Here is a 19,921-nt window from a genome sequence, read left to right as displayed (position 1 = left end):
CGCATGCGATTCAGGCGCGTTCTCGACGCGGTGCGGACGGCAGCGCGGCGGCGGGTGGGCGCGCGACGGCTGCGCGTGCTGCTCGGCCGGCGAGTAGCCGTCTGGCTGACCGTCGCGGTGGCGCTGCTGTCGATCCTCACCGGCGTGGCCGTGCTCGGCTCGCCGGAGACGTTCGGCCCGCTGACCGGCATCATCGCCAGCGGCGTCCGGCGAACCGCGGGGTTCTCGGCGGTGATCACGGGCTTTCTCCTCCTCATCAGCGCGCTCGATCTGCGCAGCGGGCGGCGCGCGGCGTGGCTCGCGACCGTCGTCCTGCTCTCGATGACGGTGTTCGAGGCGGTCGTCCAGTCGAGCCTCGTCTCGTTTCCGGTCGCCGCCCTCTCGGTGGCGACGCTCGTCGTGCTGGTGCTCACCCGCAACCGCTTCGACAGGGGGCTCGACCTCTCGACGACGCAGATCGCCGCACTCATCGCCGTCAGCGGCGCGCTGCTCTACGGCACCGTCGGCGCGTACACGCTCCGCGAGTCATTCCGCGGCGTCGAGACGCTCACCGACGCCGTCTACTACACGATCATCACCGCGAGCACCGTCGGCTACGGCGACGCGACGCCCGTCACCGGCCAGGCACGGCTGTTCACCGTCTCGGTCATCGTCGTCGGCGTGTCGAGCTTCGGGCTCGCGATCGGTGCGCTCGTCTCCCCGGCGATCGAGGACCGCCTCACACGCGCGCTCGGAACCATGACAGACACACAGCTCGCCGAACGCGACGACCACGTGCTCGTGCTCGGCTACGGCAGCCTGACCGAATCCGTCATCGACGAACTCGATATCGACGACTTGGTGCTCGTCGTCCCGGAAGCCGACGAGCCGAAACTCCCGCCGGCCGCCGAGCGCGAGCTCCCCGTCTTCGTCGCCGATCCGACCGACGACGCGGCGCTCGACCGTGCCGGCATCGACCGCGCTCGAGCGGTGATCGTCGCCAGCGACGACGACGCGACCGACGCGCTGGCGGTGCTCACCGTCCGCGAACGGAACCCCGAGATCACGGTCGTGGCCGCCGCCACCGAGGGCGAAAACGGCCCGAAGCTCGAACGCGCCGGCGCGGACGCCGTCGTCACTCCCGCTGCCATCGGTGGTCGCCGGCTCGTCGAATCGGCGCTCGGTGAGGAGTGACCATCGAATCGATTGCTTTGATTCGGCAGTTGTGCTACGCAGGGAGGGTGAACACAGCCATCCGTCTTGTGTTTGATGCTAAGCCGTGTAGCGACTCGATCCGACGATCATCACGGCCACCACGCCCACGACGAACGCCGCGAAGACGTACCAGAGAACACCGTTCGCGATTTCGAGGTGATCTAGTACTCCAGTCAGAACGGTTACGCCACCGACGAGCAGGGCTAATGACCCTGTGAACTCTGCAAGCCCCGATTCGTCGACGATCTCGTCCGAATCGTAGCCCGCAATGAGCCCCACCATGCCACGATACTTGATCAGGTAGCCGACGAGCACGACCGACAGACCGCTTGCACCGACGAGTAGTACACGTCCGAGCGCCATATCTAATCGTTCATCCCACGTGGCAAATACTCTCTGCAGAGTGGGGTGTATCGCCGTACCGTTGAACGGCAATTTCTATAGGCGACGCAGCGGTAGTGAGTCGTATGACCGAACACGTCCTCGTCCCCATCGATGGCTCGCCGCGGTCCGAGCGGGCGCTGGAGCACGCACTCGACATGGACGACGTCGAGCTCACCGTCATCACCGTCGTCAACCCCTTCGACACCGATCCGAACACGATCGGCCTGCAGTCGCCGACCGGCATCCCCGGCATGCCCGGCTACTCCGAGGAGTGGTACGAGGGCGCGCGGGCGGAAGTCGAGGAACTCCACGCGGCGGCGAGCGAGCAGGCTGCCGAGGCCGATGTCAAGTTATCCNAGATGTGTATAAGAGACAGCAGTTGGAGGAGAGATCGAACGCGTCGGCGAGCAGTTCGTGCGAGCGGAGCACGTCGTCGGGATCGGCGAGCTGGCTCTGGACCATGACGCGCTCGACGCCGGCCTGTGCGGCCATCTCTTCGAGGAGCTCCCGCGCGGTCTCGGGACTGCCCGAGATTTGGCGCGGCCACTCGCCCGGTTCGAGCGGCTGCTCGGTCGGTTCGGGCACCCCGCCGAGCTCCTCGATCGCTTCTTCGGTCGAGCGGATCGGCGGCGCGTCGGCGATGCCGCTCTGGAGTCGCTTGCGGGCGGCTTCGGTCGTCGCGCGCAGCCGTGCGGCCTCCTCGTCGGTTTCGCCACAGGTGACGTTCACCGCGAGCATCCCTTCTGGACTACTCGGCCCGGCACCGAACGACGAGGGCTGGAACCGCTCGCGATAGGTCTCGAACGCCTCGACGGCGGGGCCGGGTCTGATGAACGACGCGAAACAGTAGGGCAGCCCCAGTTCGCCGGCGATGGCCGCGCTCGACGGGCTCGATCCGAGCACCCACACCTCGGGAACCGACTCCGCCGAGCGGGCGACATCGAGCTCGCTGAACTGGTGATCGTCGGGAAAGCCGTCGTAGAGGTGGGCGGCGGTCTCGTTGATCTTCTCGGCGTGGTCGTCGCTGCGCCGGCGCTGGCTCCGATCCGGCTGGAGGGCGTAATCGCTCACCGGGTTGCCGGTCGCCCGGCCGAGCCCGAGATCGATGCGATCGGGCGCGAGCGCGTCGAGCACGCCGAACGTCTCGGCCACCTTGTACGGGCTGTAGTGGTTGAGCAACACTGTGCCGGAGCCGACGCGGATGCTGTCGGTTTTGGCCGCGATATGGGGGATCAGTGCCTCCGGAGTAGTGCTCGCGAGGCGATCGGGAAAGTCGTGATGCTCGGCCACCCAGAATCGCGAGTAGCCGAGCTCTTCGGCGTTTCGAGCGCGTTCGACGGTGTTCTCGAACGCCTCGGTCGCCGACCCGTTCTCTGGTACTGGTGCCAGATCGACTATCGATAGTTCCACATGATAGATCGCGGCGGCGGACGAATAAACCGTCCCATCGCCCGAGCAGCTACCGCCGATCGTCCAATATCGTGTCCGTCAGCCGCGGGCTCGATCGGTCATCGCGCTCGGAATTCACTGGCGTGGATCCGGTATCCGACGTGTGATCGGCGTTCGCGGGATAGTCGCGGTGGCTGTGTGAGGCGGCGTTGCGGTCGGGGGAGTGTCGTTCACCGTCATAGTTGCGGCTGGTGCCGCCGACGAGGCTACCGATAGCTCCACCGAGGGCGCTGTTCGCCCCGAGAACGACGGCGACGACGATCACGAACAGCGTCGTCCCGAAACCGGCGAGCAGGCCGCCGGACTGGCTCAGAACCCCGATCTCGATGCTCGCAACGGAGACTCCGATGCCGAGGGGGATCGCCAGCAGGAAGCCGCCGAGCGAGCCGGCGAGCAATCCGTGCCAGAGCCCGCCACCGATGGAGCTGTCGGCGCGATAGCCGGCGACGAACCCGCCGACGAAACCGGCGACGAACTGCCCGATCCCCGGAACGACGAGGCCGACGACGCCGAGCACGAACTCGACGGTCAGGCCCAGCCCGACCGCGCGCCAGTTCGTCATGCTCGAATTCGGTGCTCTCCGAACTAAACGGTCACGGGCGTGCTTGTATCGAAAACAATTGATGAATCGTAGAGAGGATCGAAAGAAGAGCAGGGTGTTCGTGAGTGTCAGCAGGATTCAGAGGAAGTCGCCGACGTTGATACCCTCCCCCGTGCCGGCGCTTTCACCGCCCGATCCGCCCCCGTCGGGGTTGCTCTCCTCGTAGGGCTGGACGATGACGAACCCGTCTTCGCCAGCGAACTCCAGTTGGAAGCTCTCGCCCGACGAGCGCCCGATGAAACTCTTGATGTTCAGGTCGCGCTTCGCGCTCGGCGAGACGTTCGCGCTCCAGGCGACGGTCGCGTTCGGGTCGGTCCGGACGGGCGTCGGCAGCACCAGCGGCTCGCCGTGAGTGGTGATCGCGATGTGGCCCGGTCCCTGGAGATAGACGTTGAACATGCCGCCCGAGGAGACCCCGGCGATGGAGCTCATCATCTTGATGTCCCAGTTTACCGACTCCTCGAAAGCGAGTACGTCGTTGCCGTTGACGCTCACCTCGTCGTCGGCGTCGAGTTCGAGGATCTGGACCTCTTTGCCGGCGTCGGCGAGATAGAGGTGGCCAACGCCGCTCGCGCGCATCATCACGCCTCCCTCGCCGGTGACGCGCTTTTTCAGCATGCCTTTCAGCCCGCCGGAGGATTTGCGCTCGAAGGCAACCTCACCGGTGTAGCCGATCATCGAGCCGGCCTTGGCCATGACGGCCCCGTCGAGGGCGACGTCGAGCATCTTCGAGCTCTCGCGGTCGAACGTCTTCGTAGTCTCGTCTGGTCCGTGCGATCGGACGAAATCGTCGAAATCCATTGGTGTGCTCCGAGCCACGCGGTGGCTCGCTCGAAGGGAGGTCGTTTCGGGCGATATAGCTACCGAGTGCTACCATCCCACAGTGTGAAACGATCCCGCGGTGTGCACTGATCCCACACGATGGCTATACCATCTGCACGCGCCTTCGTTCGTCCGTTGGCGGCGTCGCCGCCGGCGCTCGTGCGAACGATCGAACCCACAGGAGACCACAGATGGCAAGCAGCACACAGGACATCGGCATCGACGAGGAATCGACGACAAGCGACAGTGAATCCGGACTCGACAGCACCACCGCGGGGGCGCTCTCATATCTGTTCGGCTTCGTCTCGGGACTGCTCTTCTATCTCATCGAGCGCGAGGACCGGTTCGTGCGCTGGCACGCCGCCCAGAGCATGGCCTTCACCGGCGTACTCGTCGTCGCGTACATCGCGCTGACGTTTCTCGGAACGGCCGTCTCGATGGCATCGATGAGCGGGAGCTCCGGCCTGTTCCTCGCGGGGAGTCTCTTCGGACTGATCCTCGGGCTGGTCTGGCTCGTCGTCGGCGTCGGCAGCTTCGTCGCCTGGATCTATCTGATGATCAAGGCCTACCAGGGAAACGTCGTCAGACTCCCCATCGCCGCGTCGATCGCCGACCGGCTCGCGTAATCGCGACACGACTCTCCCTCTTCTAACCCTACTCACACGACACACGATACGAACGCCCGACCACGGCGTGACACCGGGAGCCGACGGTCAACACGCCGATGAACACCCACAGCGAACGATGACACCGATCACGACCGAACGAACGCTGAACGCCCACATCGACGAGGAGCACGGCTACCGTCTCGCTCATCCCGCCGACTGGTCGGTCGCGGTCAACGGCGGCGACACGACGTTCGCGGCCCCCGACAGCGACGTCAGCGCCGTCGTCGAGTGGGACGGACGAACGACGCCGGCGTCGACGACCGCGCTGCTCACCGAACTCGACGTCGACGGATACGTCACCGGATTCGAACTGTTCATGGACGGAACCGTTCGGGTGGCGGACGGACGGACCGGCCGCGTGCTCGAGTGCACCTACGTCGCCGGCGGCGAGCGCTGGCGGCTCTGCTATCTGTTCGTCTCCGCGAACGACACCGACTACAGCCTCGGCATCGACTGGCGCGACGCCATCGCCTTCGCGGCGACCGCCGGTGCGATGGTCGAGTCGTTCGCCGTGACGGCGTAGTCATCCGGGAACCACACCACGGCGCACCGGAGTATCGTCGAGAGCTGCCGGTACGTCGGACGGTGATGTCCGAAACCGAACATCGAGGGGCAAAATCGGGTTTCGAGCCACTGATTTCCTCGATTAGCGTTTTCACGCGCTCGGCCGTCGGTCGGGTATGCGAGCGTACAAGGCGAAGTCGGTCGAGCGAATCGAACTCCCGGATCGCGGGGCGCGCGAACGCCACCTCCGCGAGGCGGGCTACAACGTCTTCGATCTCGACGCCGAGGCGGTGTTCGTCGATCTGCTGACCGACAGCGGGACGGGCGCGATGAGCGACGAGCAGTGGGCGGCGCTCCATCGTGGCGACGAATCCTACGCCGGCAGCGAGAGTTTCCAGAACCTCGAAACCGCGGTCGAAGACGTGATGGGATTCTCGCGGATCGTCCCCGCCCATCAGGGCCGCGGCGCGGAGAACGTTCTGTATGGTGCACTCGTCGCGGAAGGCGAATACGTTCCGAACAACACCCACTTCGACACGACGCGGGCACACGTCGTCAACGCCGGCGGCGAACCCGTCGACTGCCCGATCGAGAGCGATCCCGGCGATCCCTTCCAGGGAAACCTCGACACCGATGCGGTGCGCGAACTCGCCAGCGAGGTCGGTGCCGAGCGGATCCCGGCCGTCGTCGTCACGATCACGAACAACTCGCTGGCTGGCCAGCCAGTCAGCATCGCCAACCTCCGGGCGGCCCGTTCGATCGCGGACGAGATCGATGCACGACTCGTGATCGACGCCTGCCGGTTCGCCGAGAACGCCTACTTCGTCGCTCAGCGCGAGGCCGAGTTCGAAGGTGAGAGCGTCGCCAGCGTCGCCCGCGAGCAGCTCTCGATGGCCGACGCGATCGTGATGAGCGGGAAGAAGGACGGGCTCGCCAACGTCGGTGGGTTCGTCGGCGTGCGCGAGAACGACGACGAACTCTACGAGCAGGCCCGCCAGCGCGGCATCCTGTTCGAGGGGTTTTCGACCTACGGGGGGATGGCCGGCCGCGATCTCGAAGCGATGGCCGTCGGGCTGCGCGAGGCGGTCGAGAAGCCCTACATCGAATCGCGCGTCGAACAGGTCGCCGAACTCGGCGAACTTCTCCAGGAAGTCGGCGTCCCGATCCGCACGCCGACCGGCGGCCACGCGGTCTACGTCGATGCCGGTGAGTTCCTCCCCTCGATCCCGTGCGAGCAGTTCCCCGGACAGGCGCTCGTCTGTGCGCTCTACGAGGAAGGTGGCGTGCGCGCCGTCGAGCTCGGCGAACTCGCTTTCCCGGGTGAGGAGCGCCCCCAACTCGTCCGTCTCTGTCTCCCTCGGCGCACCTACTTCCGCGATCACCTCGAACACGTCGCCGAGACGTTCGCGGCGGTCGGCGACCGCCGCGAGGAGCTCCCGGGTTACGAGATCGTCGACGAGCCCGCGATGGCCGAACTTCGCCACTTCAGCGCCGATCTCCAACCGCTCGACTGAACTTGGTTATCGACGCCGTCAGGAACCGCGGAGCAGGTGTGTCACGCCGGCGGTCTCGGCGACGACCCACGCGACGAACAGCCCGTAGCCGACGAGCAGCGCGTACGATTCGAGGGTGGTGATCGAGAGTTCGGTCCGGAGAACGGTGAAGAGCAGCACTGTCGCGAGCGTGAGCACGCCGAGCATCGGCACGGCGACGGCGAAATCGACCGGAACGCTCCCGACGATGAGGACGCCGATCGGGATCGCCACGAGCAGGTCGAACGTGTTCGAGCCGAGCACGTTGCCGAGGCTGGTGGTGGAGTTGCCCGCCCGGGCCGCACGCACGCTCACGAGCAGGTCTGGCAGGCTCGTCGCCGCCGCGATGACGGTGACGCCGGCGAGGAATTCGGGGACGCCGAAGGTGGTACCGAGCGCCTCGACGCTGCCGACGAGCTGCTCGACGGCCACGAGGATGACGACCAGCCCGACGGCGAGCTTGCCCCACGCGCGCCCGATATCGGTCTGGGTGTCGCCGACGGCGTCGTGATCGTTCACGTCCTGCCACTGGATGAACAGGTAGAGCCCGTAGAGCAACAGCGGGATCAGCGCGAGCGGGCGCGTGACCTGGCCGACGAGGCCGCCTCCCGGGCTCGGAATGTAGATGACGGCGAGCGAGAACGTAACGACGAGCGTGGCGACAGCGAGCATGTAGAACTGCGCCTCCTTGTAGACGATCTCGCGGTTCGCGTCGAGATCCGAGTCGGTGGCGATGCCCGACAGCGCGGGGATCATCAGCACGTTGAACACCGCCGAGCCGACGATCGCCCCGACACCCATGTCGAAGGCCCCGGCGAGCGCCGTGAACACGACGCTCGACAGTTCGGGAAAACTCGATCCCACTGCGACGACGATCGAGCCCTGGACGACCGGCGGCAGACCGTAGTGGGCGGCGAGCCGTTCGGCCGATTCCTCCAGCCAGCCGCTGCCGAACCAGATGAAACCGGTCGCGGCGACGATCACGAGAGCGTGGACGATCGGGCTGTCGGGGAGCACGCCACCGAGGACCATCGTCGGCCGTTCGCCCACCCGCCGAATCAAGCCGTCGATACTTCGCGGCGGAAAGACCGCGAACTCAGTCGGCCGCTCGCGCCGCGTGCGAATAGACGAACTCGCGGAGGAGTTTGCCACCGAGGGCGGCGGCCTGGCCGTCGTCGCGGTCGTTCACTTCCACGACGTCGAAGCCGACCGAACGGGGAGCGACCGTCCGGACGACCCGGCGTAGCTCGCGGGGTGCCAGCCCGAACGGCTCCATCGTCCCCGTGCCCGGCGCGAAGGCGGGATCGGCGGCGTCGATGTCGACGCTCAGATAGGCGTCACCGTCGAACGCGGGTTCCCAGTCGGAGACGTCCTCGGGCGGTACCACCGTGACGTCGTCGCGGTCGGCGCGCTCCCACTCGGCTTCGCTACCGGTCCGCGCACCGAGGACGATTACCTCGTCGACGACGTCGAGGGTGCGCCGGGTGACGGTCGCGTGGCTCAGTTCGTTGCCCGCGAACTCCTCGCGGAGATCGAGATGGGCGTCGAGACAGACGAAGACGTCGGGATCAATCGCGCGCACGCTCGCGGCGCTGACGGTGTGTTCGCCGCCGACGAGCAGCGGGAGGCGATCCTCGCCCTCGATGTCCGTGACCATCCCCTGGAGGAAGTCGAGATACTCGGCGGCGTCCTCCCAGGCGTCGAGATCGCCGGCGTCGTGGACGCCGAGATCGGTGAAGTGGGCTCCCGTACGTCGGTCGTAGTCGTCGAAGGTGTGTGCGTGGTGGCGCACCTCGCGGGGACCGAAGCGGGTGCCGGGCTGGAAGCTCGTCGAGACGTCGAGCGGTGCGCCCAGAAGGACGTAGTCGGCCGTTTCGCGCGCGTCGTTCGCGCCGGGAAACCCCATCAGACGATCTTTCGCTGCTCGTCCATCTCCAGATACTCGATCTCGTCGTCCGGCGAGAGCTCCGTGTCGCCGGGCGTCTTGATCGTGAACGTCTCGTAGGTATCGAGATCCATCACCTGTGCGACGTCCTCGCTCTCGACGCTGACGACCTGACCCTGTTTGCGCTGGATGATCGGCACCCAGACCTTCGCGTCGACGGGTTGGGTGAAGTTGCGCTTGTTGTCGTCGAAGACGCCCTTGCCCTCGACACGTGCCTTCGCGCTGCCGTGTTTGCCGGGTTTCGCCGTGCTGTAGGCGGTGATCTTGCACGGCGCGTCGTCGATCATCACGTAGCTTCCCTCGTCGAGCTCGCGGACCTGATTCTGTTGCCTAGCCATGTCCGCGATTGCTGACGGGGCGGTATAAACGGTTTGGATAGCCCGGATGCTATCGGGCGTTCTCGACGACCCGACCGACGCGCTCCAGTCCAGCCTCCAACTCGTCGGTCGGCAAACCGAACCCCAGCCGAAAGCGGTCGTCGAAACCGAACAGGTCGCCAGGCGCGAGCACGACCGACTCCTCCTCGACCACCGTGCGACAGAACTCCCGGGAGTCGTCGAACCCCTCCGGAACCGTGGGAAAGGCGTTCACGCCGACAGGTTCGTGCCAGTCGAGTCCGTACGCTGCGAGGAACTCGCCAACGCGCTCGCGATGCTCCTGCGCGAGCGCACGGTTCTCGTCGAGAATCGTATCTTCCTCGGCGAGCGCCTGTCGGGCGACGTGCTGGCCGAAGATCGACGGCGAAATCGTCGTATAGTCCTTCCAGCGACGGGCGGCATCGACGATCTCGGGCGGGCCGGCGAGCCAGCCGAAGCGCAGTCCCGCCAGCCCGTGGGCCTTCGTCAGACTCGTCGTGCTGATCCCACGTGGCCCCAGACTCGCCACCGGCGGGAGGGAATCCTCGGCGAGCAGCCGATACACCTCGTCACAGAGCAGATAGGCGTCGTTGTCGGCCGCGAGGTCGGCGATCGCGTCGATCGTCTCCCGTGAGTGGTATGTCCCGGTCGGATTGTTCGGGTTGTTCACGACCACGAGCCGCGTGTTCGGTTCGATCGCGTCGGCGACGACATCGGGATCGAGGTTCCACTCCGGGGGTGCCAGCTCGACCGTCGAAACGTCCGCGATCGAGCGGGGCAGCGCGTGCAGCGACTGGTAGGTCGGCGTGACGACGACCGCGTGATCCCCGTCGTCGAGCGTCGCGAGCATGGCGAGGAGATTGGCCTCCTGCGTGCCGCAGGTGAACACCACCTCGTCGGCCGAGCGACCGTAGCGTGCGGCGATCTCCTCTCGAAACTCGGGATCGCCATCGGTCGGGATCACGTAGCCCAGCTCACCGGGATCGGTGTCGAAACGCGAGGCAGGCAGGCTTCTGATACCGCTCTCGGCGAGCATGATGTCGGCGTCGTGTTCGTACTTCCCGAACCAGCGTTCGAGTTCGAACGGTTCGATTCGCATGTGGTCGCTACGCGAACGACGGTGAAAACATGCGGTGCTGTGGGGTCAGTCCGATTCCGGTGGAAAGGGTAGTTCATCGGACGTCTCACGACGCATCACGTCGCGGATGAAGAGGCGTGCTTCGTTGTAGAGATCGTCCTCGGCATCAAACGTCCGAACGGTGGCATCCCACCGGTCGGCGACGGCGGCGATCATCGCGCTTTGGACACCCGCTTCGTGGAGGAAGAGCACTCGCTCGCGTGCCCGATCGCTCATGTCTTCTAACACCGCTCCCGTCTCGATTCCGACGCCGAGATTCCGTCCGTCGTTTCGAACGACGAAGATCACCGCATTGCTCGCTCGGGCAAACTCCAAACTCTGTGTTCCGGCATCCATCTCATCGAGTTCGATTCCGACATCAGTTGCGAGGAAGGCGTTGAATCCTTCCGAACGGAGCCCATCACGAACCCGTTCGAGAAACGCGAACGCCGCCTCGTTCTCGATGTCGTGAGCCTTGTACGCCCCCATGACATACACGAGAAATCGTCGATAGCGTGTGGGTTCGAGACTGTCGAGGAGACGGTCGCGCATTCAACAGATGAAAAAGACCATGTCGATATAAACATGGCGGGTTTTTCAATCTATCTTGAGTCAAGAAGGGTTAAGTAACACGCCACGTATTCTGTAGTGTGAGTATGGGTTTGGAGCCCATCATGGGCACCGAACCCGAAGGTTGGATCATGGCCAAAGCACAACGCGATCACGCACCAGACCTCCCCGAAGACAGTGTGCTCTCGCTCGAAGAATATCTCGCCATGCAGCGCGCCATCGGCGAGGAGACACGCTACAGGGTGCTTTCCGAACTCCTTGCCGAAGGCGAACTGAGCGCAACTGAACTCGCCGAGACACTCGAAATCCCCTCGAACCGGCTGCACTACCACCTCGACAAACTCGAATCGGTGGGGCTGATCGCCAATCGGAAGCGGAAGGAACGCGGTGCGGATGGACTGTATTCGTACTACGCCGCGACGGCGCTCGGCGAGGCGATCATGACCCACGGGATCTCCGAGCTGCTAGCCGAAGAACGGGAACTGCTCGAACGATACGGATAGACCGACTTTTCATGCCGGCCATCGAGTTCGGGATATGGCCAAACAGCCACACCTGCTCGTCGAATCGGGCGATCTGAACGACGTCGCGCTGCTGCCGGGCGATCCCGGTCGCGTCGATCGTATCGCGGGCCACTGTGAGGACGCGACCACGGTGGCCGAAAACCGCGAGTACAAGATCGTCAACGCGAGCTACGAGGGGACTCCCGTGACGATCTGCTCGACGGGGATCGGCTGTCCGTCGGCGGCCATCGCCGTCGAGGAACTCGCCAACGTGGGCGTCGAGAGCGTCATTCGCGTCGGAACCACCGGCGCGCTCCAGCAAGAGATCGAGGTCGGCGATGTGGTGGTCGCGACCGGTGCAGCCAAAGACGAGGGGACGACGGGGCGCTACGAGCGCGATACCGTCCCCGCGGTGCCCGACTACGACGTGCTCTCGGGGCTGGTCGAGGCGGCCGAATCCCGCGAGGAACCCGTCCACGTGGGCGCGATCGCCTCGGACGACGCCTTCTACGCCGAGACCGACGAGTACATCGAATCGTGGGAGCGCGCGGGCGTGCTCGCCGTCGAGATGGAGGCCGCGGCGATCTTCACGCTCGCGCGCCGGAAGGGGCTCCGCGCGGGCGCGCTCTGTACCGTCGACGGCAACCTCGTCGCGGGCACGCAGAAGGGTGAAACCGACGGCGAGGAGCTCCCCGAAAAGGCGAAGGACAACGTCGAGCGCGCCATCGCCATCGCGCTCGATGCAGCCGTCGAACTCTAACCGCCGCTGACCGGCGGGAACGCGGCGAGTTCGTCGTCCTCGTCGAGTGCCGTATCGAACCCGTCGCCGGCGGTGAAGGGATCCTCGCCGTTGTGGAGGAGGTTGATATGTTCTCGCAGTTCGCCGTCGTCGACGATCTCGTCTTCGAGCCCCGGGTGGCGATCGAACAGCGCCGCGAGCGCGTCGTCGAGCGTCGCGTTCGGCTCCGTCTCGATCGCGACCTCGCGCTCGCCGGCGGTCTCGGCGAGCGTGGCGAACAGTTTCCACTGCATACTCACTCCACGGGCGGCGACCACAAAGAGGTTGTCCGAGTCGGCCTGGATCGAAAGGCTCGTTCGGCGCTACCGAACGCGGATGATGCCCGAGCGGAAGACGCGGTCATTCGGGACGATGAACTCCTCACCGTCGTTTTCGACGTGGGTGACGAGGACGTCCACCTCCTGGACGATGCCCGAGCGCCCGTCGATGCGGACCTCGTCGCCGATGGCGATCGGTTCGGCGAGCAGGAGATAGAAGCCGGCGGCGCTCGCGGCGAGGAGATCACGACAGGCGAGCCCGCCGAGGAAGACGAGCCCGAAGGCGTAGGCCCCGAGCAGCACCAGCAGGGCGACGTTCGAGATGCCGACCTGTCCGAGCGCGACCAGCGCCGCGACGTAGATGATGCTGTATTTGATCAGTAGCGCGAGCAGCCCGATCTCGGGGAGCTTGACGCTGCGGAGTCGCTCGGAGACGAACACCTCGGCCTTGTCTGCAACGATGAGCCCGAGCACGACGACCAGCGCGGCGACGAACAGCTGCGGGAGGAAGTTGATGAACTGGCGAAGATACACCCGCACGTCGAGCACGGCGGAGATGGTGAGCGCGAGCACGACGAACACGAGGACGACGAACAGCGCGAACAGCCCCGCGAGCATCGACACCGTCGAGCTGCCGAGCCGTCCGACGGTGCGCTCGAAGGCGGTTCCCTCGACGGCCTCGCCGACGCCGGCGGCCACGAGCATCCGCTCGCTCACCTGGCCGACGAGATAAGCCACCAGCACGCCGACGATCAACATGATGACGATCAGCACGAGATCGAACCGGCCGCCGAGAAGGTTCTGGAGCAGCGCCCCGAGGGCCATCAGTACTCCTCCGGATCGAGTTCGAGAATCAGCTCGCCGCCTTTGAACGCCCGCACCAGCCGATCGCTCTCGCTCAACACGACCGCCGTCGCGTTCGTATCACGCGTGACCGACGCCGCCGCCATGTGACGCGTGCCGAGCCCTTTCGGGATGTCGACGCCCTCGGCGTTCGGTTCGAGATAGCGGTAGGCCGAGACGATCTTCCCCGAATCGCTGATGACGAACGCACCGTCGAGCCGGGAGAACTCCTTCAGCATCACGTTCACGATCGGATCGCCGACGTGGACGTGGGATTTCTCGAACGGGTTGTACGAGAGGGGGCGGGATTTGTTCATCACCTTGCCGGCGTCACCGATGACGAACAGCGCGCCGACGGGTTTCCCCTTCTGTCCCTTCTGACCGAGTTCGACCGCGACGTCGACGACGGCACTGATGACCGCCGGGTCGGCGCGCGAGGTCGTGAAGAGATCGTAGACGCCCGAGCGATCGAGATCGCCCACGCGCACCCGGCAGACGCTGTCGATGACGTCGTCGAACAGTTTCAGCGCGCAGGCCACCTCGTCGCCCTCGGCGAGGAAGCCTTCCTCGGCCGCGCCCTCGACGCCGAAGCGGATACGCTCTTTGGCCGCGACGAATTCGAGCGGGAGTTCGACGAACCGCTCGGCCCCGACGCCGTTGTCGCCGGCACAGACGATCACCGAGACGTCCTCGATCTCCCGACAACGTTCGTAGTAGGCCTCGCTCGGCGAGAACAACAACACCGTCTCGACCCCCTCGACGAGTTCGTCGAGCAGGTCGCGTACGTTCGCCATTCGTATACCATAGCGCCAGCCGAACCCGCAAAAAGGTTGTGACAGCGGCGTTTCTCGGTCCGTGGCAGAATCACCATAACCGCCACTAAATTTCATCATCGTCCACAGGTTTTTGAGTGCCGCGGCTAACGCATCGGTATGCAACGACGCCGAGTGCTCGTCGGCATGGGCAGCGGTTGCGCCGGACTTCTGGCCGGCTGTCTCGGCGCTGGCGAGGGCAAATACGCACGGCGCATCGCGATCAACGGCTCTCCCACCACAGCGGCGACCGAGACGGCCGCAGCCACCGGAACCACGGAAGCCACCGGCACTACCGAAGCTACTGGAGCCACCGAAACGACCGACGCACCGACGAGTCAGGGGCTCGTCCTGCTCGACCACGAGTTCTATCGGAGCGGTTCGGGCGGCGTCCGTGGACGCACCACAAACCGCGGCGACGTCGATCTCGACTTCATCGCGGCGTACGCCCGGTTCTTCGATCGATCGGGCACCGACATCGGTCGCGCCTCCGACAGCCAGAGCGACTTCGCGGTCGGCGAGACGTGGGCGTTCGACGCACAGGCGCTCGACACCGACCCCGCGAACGTCGCGCGCTACCAGCTCGTGCTCATCGACCAGCGCTCCTCGGAGGTCGATCCGTTCGCCGGCACGGGCTGAATGATATAAGGGACCGTGCTGACCTCGCCGAAGGCTTTTGCCTCGATGCACGAGTGCATCGAACATGGCCGTCCGTTCGCGTCTCGCGGCGCTTCACTCGCGGCTCTCGCCGAGTATCGACACCAGCGCGGTCGAGGGCGTCGTCATCGGCGGGCTGTTCGGCGCGCTGCAGGCCGGTCTCGTCATGAGTCTCTATCGCACCGAGATGGTCTACGAGATCGGCGGCATCGTCGGTCTCTACTCGCTCAACGGTGGCTGGTACGTGCTGTTGGCGCTCGGTATTCTGTTCGGCATCCCGTTCGTCGCGTTCGTCTCCGGATCGATCAACTCGTTCGCCAACACGGTCATCATGCTCTCCTCGCGGAGTTCGGTGCTCCAGAAACTGCTCGTCCCGCTGCTCAAGCGCTCGGCGCTCGGCGTCACCTGTGCCGGCGTGGGTCAGCTCTACGGGATCGCCGTCGGCGTGCTCTTCCAGCTGATCGCCATGCCGATCTGGCTCCGGCTGGTGATGGGACTATCGGTGCCGGCACCGTATCTCACCGTCGGCGGGATCGTCGGCCTCGTGGCGTGGGCGCTCTACGGCGGGGCGATGGGGCTCGTCTACGGACTGATCCTCGAAAACTCGACGGGGTAGCTCGTACCGTCGGACGGAACTGGTTGGAAATCCGTGCTGCGAAACGTCGCCCATGCGACGGATCTCCACGATCCGGATTTCACGGGCTTCCGCCCGACAGTATCAGGCGAGTCGATCGCGAACCCAGCGGAGCGCGCTGCCGACCACACCGCCGACGGCACCGTCGAAGCCGACGAGCACCGGAAGCACCACGAGCGTGGCGACGAGCGCGAGCAACGGTTGGCGGGAGAACACCGCCGAGACCGCCGGCGTGAACGCCCCGATGATCGTCGGTGTCTCGATGAAGACGAATCCCAGAAGCAGTCCCTGGCCCACACCCAAGCCGGCGAGGACGATCCCGCCGACGACCGCCGCGACGACACCGTGGACGATCCCACGCACCAGCCCACCAGCAGCGTAGGCCGCGATGAATCCGCCGACGACGCCACCGGTGACGAAGCCGAAAAACGGGATGATCGGGACGACCAGCGAGAGCAGCCCGATCAGAAACGTGGCAGCGATGCCGGCGTAGAGTGCCTTCTTGTCGATAGTGCCCGCGAGCGCCTCGATGCGCTCGGCGACGCCGGTTCGCACCGTCTGCACGCGCTCGCTCGTTCGCGATCGGATGCTCATGTCGATTCCTACCACGCCCGACGCATAGTCGTCGTGACGGCGTGACACGGTGCTTTAAATTCCCGAATAGAGCAACTGTGTCACCTGTACGTGGTGGTATGATTTCGTGATGGTTAATCCAGAATCAAAACGATTGTCACTATAACGAGTTAGTGAGCGAAGAGCTATCCGGAGACACCTCATACGTATCTGATAATGACGGGCGGGACAATCCGTGACATCCCCAAAATACGAGAGCTCTTAGAAACTGCCCAAGAACTCTCGCGTTTCGAGCAAATTTTTCCTCTGATCAAGCCTGTTATGGAGCAGATTGGAGTGGACGTGGACGGCGTCGAGGAAGCCCTCGCCGACATTGAGAAAATCGAACAAGAAGTGAATGAGTTAGCCACCCTCCCGGACCGGTTCAATGAGCAATTCGTCGAGAGGGGTTGGATTTGTTACGAAAAATTCCACATTGGAGTTGCTAAAACAGCAGTTGAGCTAGCAGAAGCAGGGAACACAGAAGCGGCCGAAAAAGAACTGGTAGCTTACTACGAGAGCGAAACCATCGAACAGCAGCTTAATTGGTTGAAACAGGTTGATCCGTTTCTGGACAAGGCCGAGCCAGTTGTAGAAAAAGAGGGCGAATTTGTAGACAGAGAAACACAGTCACGATTTGATCTCGCACAGAAAGCATTGGAAGATTATGACGCCGGCCGTTACCATGCTTGTGTCCCGATAGTCTGGGCACTAGCTGACGGTTTGGCTCAGCAGTCCTACGTCAATGCTCATAGCCAAGGTGGAGCACTCTCATCAGAAGAAGCGAATCATGAGGCATGGAATTCGATTGCAGGCCATAGTACAGGATTAGAACGTCTGAAAGGAGTTGTCATGACTGGGCGAAAGGCGACCAGAACAGAGAAAATCGAGATACCGTACCGACACGGAATCATGCATGGAATGGATCTCAACTACGACAATGAAATTGTCGCCGCCAAAACATGGAATATACTCTTTGCCGTCGGAGAATGGGCACGAGAGGCCGAAACTGATAATCTTGCACCCTCGGGAAATGAAGGCGGATCAGAATTCAGCAGCGTTCTCGAGCAACTACAAGAGGCAGCAGAGCGTCACAAAGAAACTCAAAAGAGCAAAAAGCGGATTGAGGAATGGGAAGCGAGAGAAATCACCGTCGGTAAAGATATTCCGGCATCAGGAGACCCCGAAGAATACGCCGATGAGACACCAGAACGTGCTCTCATCACTCTGCTCTCAAAATGGAACGATGAAAATTACGGGCATATGGCGCAATTTCTTAGAGGGGCTGACGGAGAAGCAGAAGAACCCGGTTTCATTAAAGACCAATTCAAAAACGCCAAGCTCAAGTCATTCGAATTAACCAATATCGACGGCAAACCGGCCGCCTCGGACATTACAGTTAGACTTTGTATTGAACGGTTCGGAGAGGATGTGGCTGAGAAAAAGGAAGTGAGAATGGTACGTATCGCGGATGATGGAACAGCAGCAGCAGTTTGGGGTAGCGAAGAAGGAGAGTGGGTGCTGCCATCGTGGCCATCACTTCTCTGACTGGCTGTAACGAGGTTTTCTGAGGAAGGTACACTGGATTGGATTTGAATTATGGCGGTCGGCTTTCCACCGTGAACGAGCGCAGCGAGTGAGCGGGCCAAGGAACCCCCGAAGGGGGTGACGCCGGCTTTTGGTCCAGATTTTGCCAGCGGAGCGAGCGTCAGCGAGCGGAGTGCAGCAAAAGGTGGATGCGCGGGACCGGATTTGAACCGAAGCCAGACGGTCCGGCTCGCTACGCTCGCCGGCTGCGACTGGCAGGGTTCAAAATCGGTCCTGCTCGTTCGCTCCCTTCGGTCGCTCACTGCGCGGGACCGGATTTGAACCGGCGGACCCCTACGGGACAGCGTCCTAAGCGCTGCGCCGTTTCCAAGCTTGGCTACCCGCGCGCAGTCTGCCTTCCGGCGAGTCGAAAAAGAACCTGTCGCTTACTGGCCCATCAGCCGGCTCTTGATCGCATCGGCCACGTTCTCGCCGTCGGTCTCGCCGAGGGGTTCGAGCTCGTCGCCGACGTGGAGATCGCCACCCTCGACGACGCTGACGCAGATGCCGCCGCGGTGGTTTTTGAGCGCACGGGCGACGCCGGACTCGTCGGCGACCTGCTCGACATGGGCACACGGCGGGCGCGGGCGTGTCCCCTCGAAGGTCGCCTCGCCGATGCGGAACTGCTGATCGAGCAGCTCCTGGACCGAGATGCCGCGCGTGACGATGTTGCGCCGGTGGCGACCGTCCGAGAGATCGATGTCGTACTCCTCGCGGATCTCCTCGATGGCCTCGCTCTCGATGAGCGTCACCTCACACTCGTCCATCCCGGAGTAGTAGCCCGTCCCCTTCATGTAGCGATCGCCGCGCAGCCCCTGCCGTTCGACCGCCTCGATCCCCTCGACGGTCTCCATCGGCGCAGAGCCCTCCGGCGTGGTGTAGATCGTCTCGACGGTGGCCATGCCTCCGGTTGGCGAGCGTGTTGGAAAATCCTTCGTTCCGTGGCCAAGCGGCCGAGCACGTCGAACGGGAACCGTCGCGGAGCGGACCACGAACCCCTTTGTTGCCGGCCGACCGAGGGATTACATGGACCACGACGCCGACAGACCGCGTGGCGTCCTCTCGCCGGCCGATCGGGCGTTCCTCCGCGGCGAGACCGAGATGACACACGACCAGTCGCGCCGGAACGCCGAGGCACGCATCCGCAAGCGCATCGTCAACGCCATCAAGGACTTCACGCTGCTCGTCCACGCACTCAAACCGAAGGACAGGGAGGGGGTTTTCGACACCGTCGACGATCCGGCGTTCGTCGATGGCGTGCTCTCGATGCTCTCCTTTACCTATCTCGGACTGAAGGAGAGCGGGATGGATTTCGAGCGGGTGCTCGTCCCTGCCGTCCGCCGTGCCGAGGAGGTTCACGCCGCCGACACGCTCGGTAGCACCGCCGACGTCACCGTCGATTTCGACGTCCGCGCCGAGTACGGAACGTCCGTGGCCGACACCGCCGACCGCATCCGCTCGGACACGCCAGTAACCCCCGAGGAACTGTTCGCCGTCGCGATGGCCGACGACCCCGTCGTCTCCGAAGCGGAGACGATCCTCGTCCGGCTCCCCCACGGCACCGACGCCGACGACGGCGTTCTGGATCGGCTCGCGAGCTATCTCGACGCCGAGCTCACTCACCGACCGCCGAACCGCGTCGAACTCTATCTATAATCCATTTTGGATTATCGTGTCGTCTGTTGTTGCGGTAGGTTTATGCCGATTGCGGGACAAGAGGGAGTATGTTCGTTGCAGCGAACCGATTCACGGTCGCGGACGGCTACGGGGACGAGCTCGTCGATCGCTTCACCGAGAGCTCCGAGGACATCGCCGAACAGCCGGGGTTCGTCAGGTTCGACTTCCTGACACCGCCCGAGGACGGCAACACCTACATCGCACAGACCTACTGGGAATCGGAGGAGGACTTCGAGGCGTGGACCGAGAGCGAGCAGTTCGCGAACGCCCACGGCGGCGACGCGCCGACGGAGATGTTCGAGGGCCATCCGACGCTCGAAACTTACGAGACGGCCATCACGCACGAATAGCACAACCAACCGTCGCTTCAACGCGACGGCAGCGCCGACCGGATGCCC

General features: G+C 64.2%; 25 protein-coding genes, 1 tRNA gene and 1 pseudogene. 12 read left to right on the top strand and 15 right to left on the bottom strand.

Translation table 11 applies throughout. The features are described from left to right. Window positions 1-3 precede the first annotated feature (3 nt). Complete coding sequence (locus C451_RS16720) at window positions 4-1,173, top strand: NAD-binding protein (RefSeq protein WP_007742402.1); 1,170 nt, start codon at window positions 4-6, stop codon at window positions 1,171-1,173. 78 nt (window positions 1,174-1,251) lie between these two features. Here C451_RS16720 and C451_RS16715 read toward each other — a convergent pair whose 3' ends face one another. Further along, on the bottom strand, window positions 1,252-1,557 hold the full coding sequence (locus tag C451_RS16715) for a DUF3784 domain-containing protein (protein ID WP_007742399.1): 306 nt from the start codon (window positions 1,555-1,557) through the stop codon (window positions 1,252-1,254). Between the two features lie 104 nt (window positions 1,558-1,661). Between C451_RS16715 and C451_RS21190 the strand changes: the two are divergent. Beyond that, window positions 1,662-1,934 (top strand): annotated as a pseudogene (locus C451_RS21190) (universal stress protein); the annotation flags it as partial. Here C451_RS21190 and C451_RS16705 read toward each other — a convergent pair. The 3 genes from C451_RS16705 to C451_RS16695 all read right to left on the bottom strand — a co-directional run bounded on the left by C451_RS16705 (window position 1,924) and on the right by C451_RS16695 (window position 4,429). Continuing rightward, a complete protein-coding gene (locus C451_RS16705) occupies window positions 1,924-2,988 on the bottom strand; it encodes an LLM class flavin-dependent oxidoreductase (protein ID WP_007742395.1) in 1,065 nt (354 codons plus the stop codon). The pseudogene C451_RS21190 and the gene C451_RS16705 overlap by 11 nt on opposite strands. 49 nt (window positions 2,989-3,037) lie before the next feature. Beyond that, entirely contained in the window at window positions 3,038-3,589 is a 552-nt protein-coding gene (locus C451_RS16700) for a DUF5518 domain-containing protein (protein WP_007742393.1), read from the bottom strand. 117 nt (window positions 3,590-3,706) lie between these two features. Next, complete coding sequence (locus tag C451_RS16695) at window positions 3,707-4,429, bottom strand: AIM24 family protein (protein ID WP_007742392.1); 723 nt, start codon at window positions 4,427-4,429, stop codon at window positions 3,707-3,709. A gap of 212 nt (window positions 4,430-4,641) precedes the next feature. Here C451_RS16695 and C451_RS16690 point away from each other — a divergent pair, with 212 nt between their 5' ends. From C451_RS16690 to C451_RS16680, 3 genes are all read left to right on the top strand, one after another. Further along, window positions 4,642-5,076: a DUF4870 domain-containing protein gene (locus C451_RS16690; RefSeq protein ID WP_007742385.1), complete on the top strand. Its 435-nt coding sequence runs from the start codon at window positions 4,642-4,644 to the stop codon at window positions 5,074-5,076. Window positions 5,077-5,194: 118 nt separating this feature from the next. Further along, window positions 5,195-5,641, top strand: a complete 447-nt coding sequence (locus C451_RS16685) for a hypothetical protein (protein ID WP_049913181.1) — start codon at window positions 5,195-5,197, stop codon at window positions 5,639-5,641. A gap of 157 nt (window positions 5,642-5,798) precedes the next feature. Next, on the top strand, window positions 5,799-7,136 hold the full coding sequence (locus C451_RS16680) for a tryptophanase (RefSeq protein WP_007742383.1): 1,338 nt from the start codon (window positions 5,799-5,801) through the stop codon (window positions 7,134-7,136). An 18-nt stretch (window positions 7,137-7,154) separates the two neighbouring features. Here C451_RS16680 and C451_RS16675 read toward each other — a convergent pair whose 3' ends face one another. The 5 genes from C451_RS16675 to C451_RS16655 form a co-directional block, all read right to left on the bottom strand. Continuing rightward, complete coding sequence (locus tag C451_RS16675) at window positions 7,155-8,186, bottom strand: sodium:calcium antiporter (protein ID WP_049913191.1); 1,032 nt, start codon at window positions 8,184-8,186, stop codon at window positions 7,155-7,157. Between the two features lie 64 nt (window positions 8,187-8,250). Further along, the gene (gene speB, locus C451_RS16670) at window positions 8,251-9,060 is read right to left on the bottom strand and encodes an agmatinase (protein ID WP_007742381.1); all 810 of its coding nucleotides are present in this window, start codon (window positions 9,058-9,060) and stop codon (window positions 8,251-8,253) included. After that, window positions 9,060-9,437, bottom strand: coding sequence for a translation initiation factor IF-5A (locus C451_RS16665; protein ID WP_007742380.1), 378 nt, complete (start codon window positions 9,435-9,437; stop codon window positions 9,060-9,062). Before C451_RS16665 ends, speB begins: the two co-directional genes overlap by 1 nt. Window positions 9,438-9,486: 49 nt before the next feature. After that, window positions 9,487-10,554, bottom strand: coding sequence for an aminotransferase class I/II-fold pyridoxal phosphate-dependent enzyme (locus tag C451_RS16660; protein WP_007742379.1), 1,068 nt, complete (start codon window positions 10,552-10,554; stop codon window positions 9,487-9,489). Between the two features lie 45 nt (window positions 10,555-10,599). After that, window positions 10,600-11,124 (bottom strand): DUF7509 family protein, encoded by a 525-nt coding sequence (locus C451_RS16655; RefSeq protein ID WP_007742378.1) that lies wholly within the window; start codon window positions 11,122-11,124, stop codon window positions 10,600-10,602. 122 nt (window positions 11,125-11,246) lie between these two features. Between C451_RS16655 and C451_RS16650 the strand changes: the two genes are divergently transcribed. Then, entirely contained in the window at window positions 11,247-11,645 is a 399-nt protein-coding gene (locus C451_RS16650; RefSeq protein WP_007742376.1) for an ArsR/SmtB family transcription factor, read from the top strand. Between the two features lie 34 nt (window positions 11,646-11,679). Further along, window positions 11,680-12,405: a nucleoside phosphorylase gene (locus C451_RS16645; protein WP_007742374.1), complete on the top strand. Its 726-nt coding sequence runs from the start codon at window positions 11,680-11,682 to the stop codon at window positions 12,403-12,405. On the opposite strand, the gene C451_RS16640 is transcribed toward C451_RS16645, so the two are convergent. From C451_RS16640 to dacZ, 3 genes are all read right to left on the bottom strand, one after another. Beyond that, entirely contained in the window at window positions 12,402-12,677 is a 276-nt protein-coding gene (locus C451_RS16640) for a ubiquitin-like small modifier protein 1 (protein ID WP_007742372.1), read from the bottom strand. The two genes, C451_RS16645 and C451_RS16640, sit on opposite strands and share 4 nt — an antisense overlap. 69 nt (window positions 12,678-12,746) lie before the next feature. Continuing rightward, complete coding sequence (locus C451_RS16635) at window positions 12,747-13,526, bottom strand: mechanosensitive ion channel domain-containing protein (protein WP_007742371.1); 780 nt, start codon at window positions 13,524-13,526, stop codon at window positions 12,747-12,749. Further along, the gene (gene dacZ / locus C451_RS16630; RefSeq protein WP_007742370.1) at window positions 13,526-14,338 is read right to left on the bottom strand and encodes a diadenylate cyclase DacZ; all 813 of its coding nucleotides are present in this window, start codon (window positions 14,336-14,338) and stop codon (window positions 13,526-13,528) included. The genes C451_RS16635 and dacZ overlap by 1 nt, the downstream gene beginning before the upstream one ends. Before the next feature lie 138 nt (window positions 14,339-14,476). On the opposite strand from dacZ, the gene C451_RS16625 reads away from it, so the two are divergent. Together C451_RS16625 and C451_RS16620 are read left to right on the top strand one after the other, a co-directional pair. Then, on the top strand, window positions 14,477-14,995 hold the full coding sequence (locus tag C451_RS16625) for an FxLYD domain-containing protein (protein WP_241431251.1): 519 nt from the start codon (window positions 14,477-14,479) through the stop codon (window positions 14,993-14,995). Between the two features lie 64 nt (window positions 14,996-15,059). Beyond that, the gene (locus C451_RS16620; protein ID WP_007742368.1) at window positions 15,060-15,629 is read left to right on the top strand and encodes a hypothetical protein; all 570 of its coding nucleotides are present in this window, start codon (window positions 15,060-15,062) and stop codon (window positions 15,627-15,629) included. 102 nt (window positions 15,630-15,731) lie between these two features. Here C451_RS16620 and C451_RS16615 read toward each other — a convergent pair whose 3' ends face one another. Continuing rightward, entirely contained in the window at window positions 15,732-16,241 is a 510-nt protein-coding gene (locus tag C451_RS16615) for a hypothetical protein (RefSeq protein WP_007742367.1), read from the bottom strand. A 195-nt stretch (window positions 16,242-16,436) separates the two neighbouring features. On the opposite strand from C451_RS16615, the gene C451_RS16610 reads away from it, so the two are divergent. After that, a complete protein-coding gene (locus C451_RS16610) occupies window positions 16,437-17,807 on the top strand; it encodes a hypothetical protein (RefSeq protein WP_007742366.1) in 1,371 nt (456 codons plus the stop codon). A gap of 302 nt (window positions 17,808-18,109) precedes the next feature. Here C451_RS16610 and C451_RS16605 read toward each other — a convergent pair. Continuing rightward, a tRNA-Leu gene (locus C451_RS16605) sits at window positions 18,110-18,193 on the bottom strand. 39 nt (window positions 18,194-18,232) lie between these two features. Next, window positions 18,233-18,748: an MOSC domain-containing protein gene (locus C451_RS16600; RefSeq protein WP_007742365.1), complete on the bottom strand. Its 516-nt coding sequence runs from the start codon at window positions 18,746-18,748 to the stop codon at window positions 18,233-18,235. A 124-nt stretch (window positions 18,749-18,872) separates the two neighbouring features. On the opposite strand from C451_RS16600, the gene C451_RS16595 reads away from it, so the two are divergent. Both C451_RS16595 and C451_RS16590 read left to right on the top strand, forming a co-directional pair. Beyond that, window positions 18,873-19,502 (top strand): hypothetical protein, encoded by a 630-nt coding sequence (locus C451_RS16595; protein ID WP_007742363.1) that lies wholly within the window; start codon window positions 18,873-18,875, stop codon window positions 19,500-19,502. Window positions 19,503-19,570: 68 nt separating this feature from the next. Then, window positions 19,571-19,873: an antibiotic biosynthesis monooxygenase family protein gene (locus C451_RS16590; protein ID WP_007742361.1), complete on the top strand. Its 303-nt coding sequence runs from the start codon at window positions 19,571-19,573 to the stop codon at window positions 19,871-19,873. Window positions 19,874-19,921 lie beyond the last annotated feature (48 nt).

The sequence above is a fragment of the Halococcus thailandensis JCM 13552 genome (assembly GCF_000336715.1).
Classification (GTDB): domain Archaea; phylum Halobacteriota; class Halobacteria; order Halobacteriales; family Halococcaceae; genus Halococcus; species Halococcus thailandensis.
This window is presented reverse-complemented; position numbering and strand designations above follow the sequence as displayed.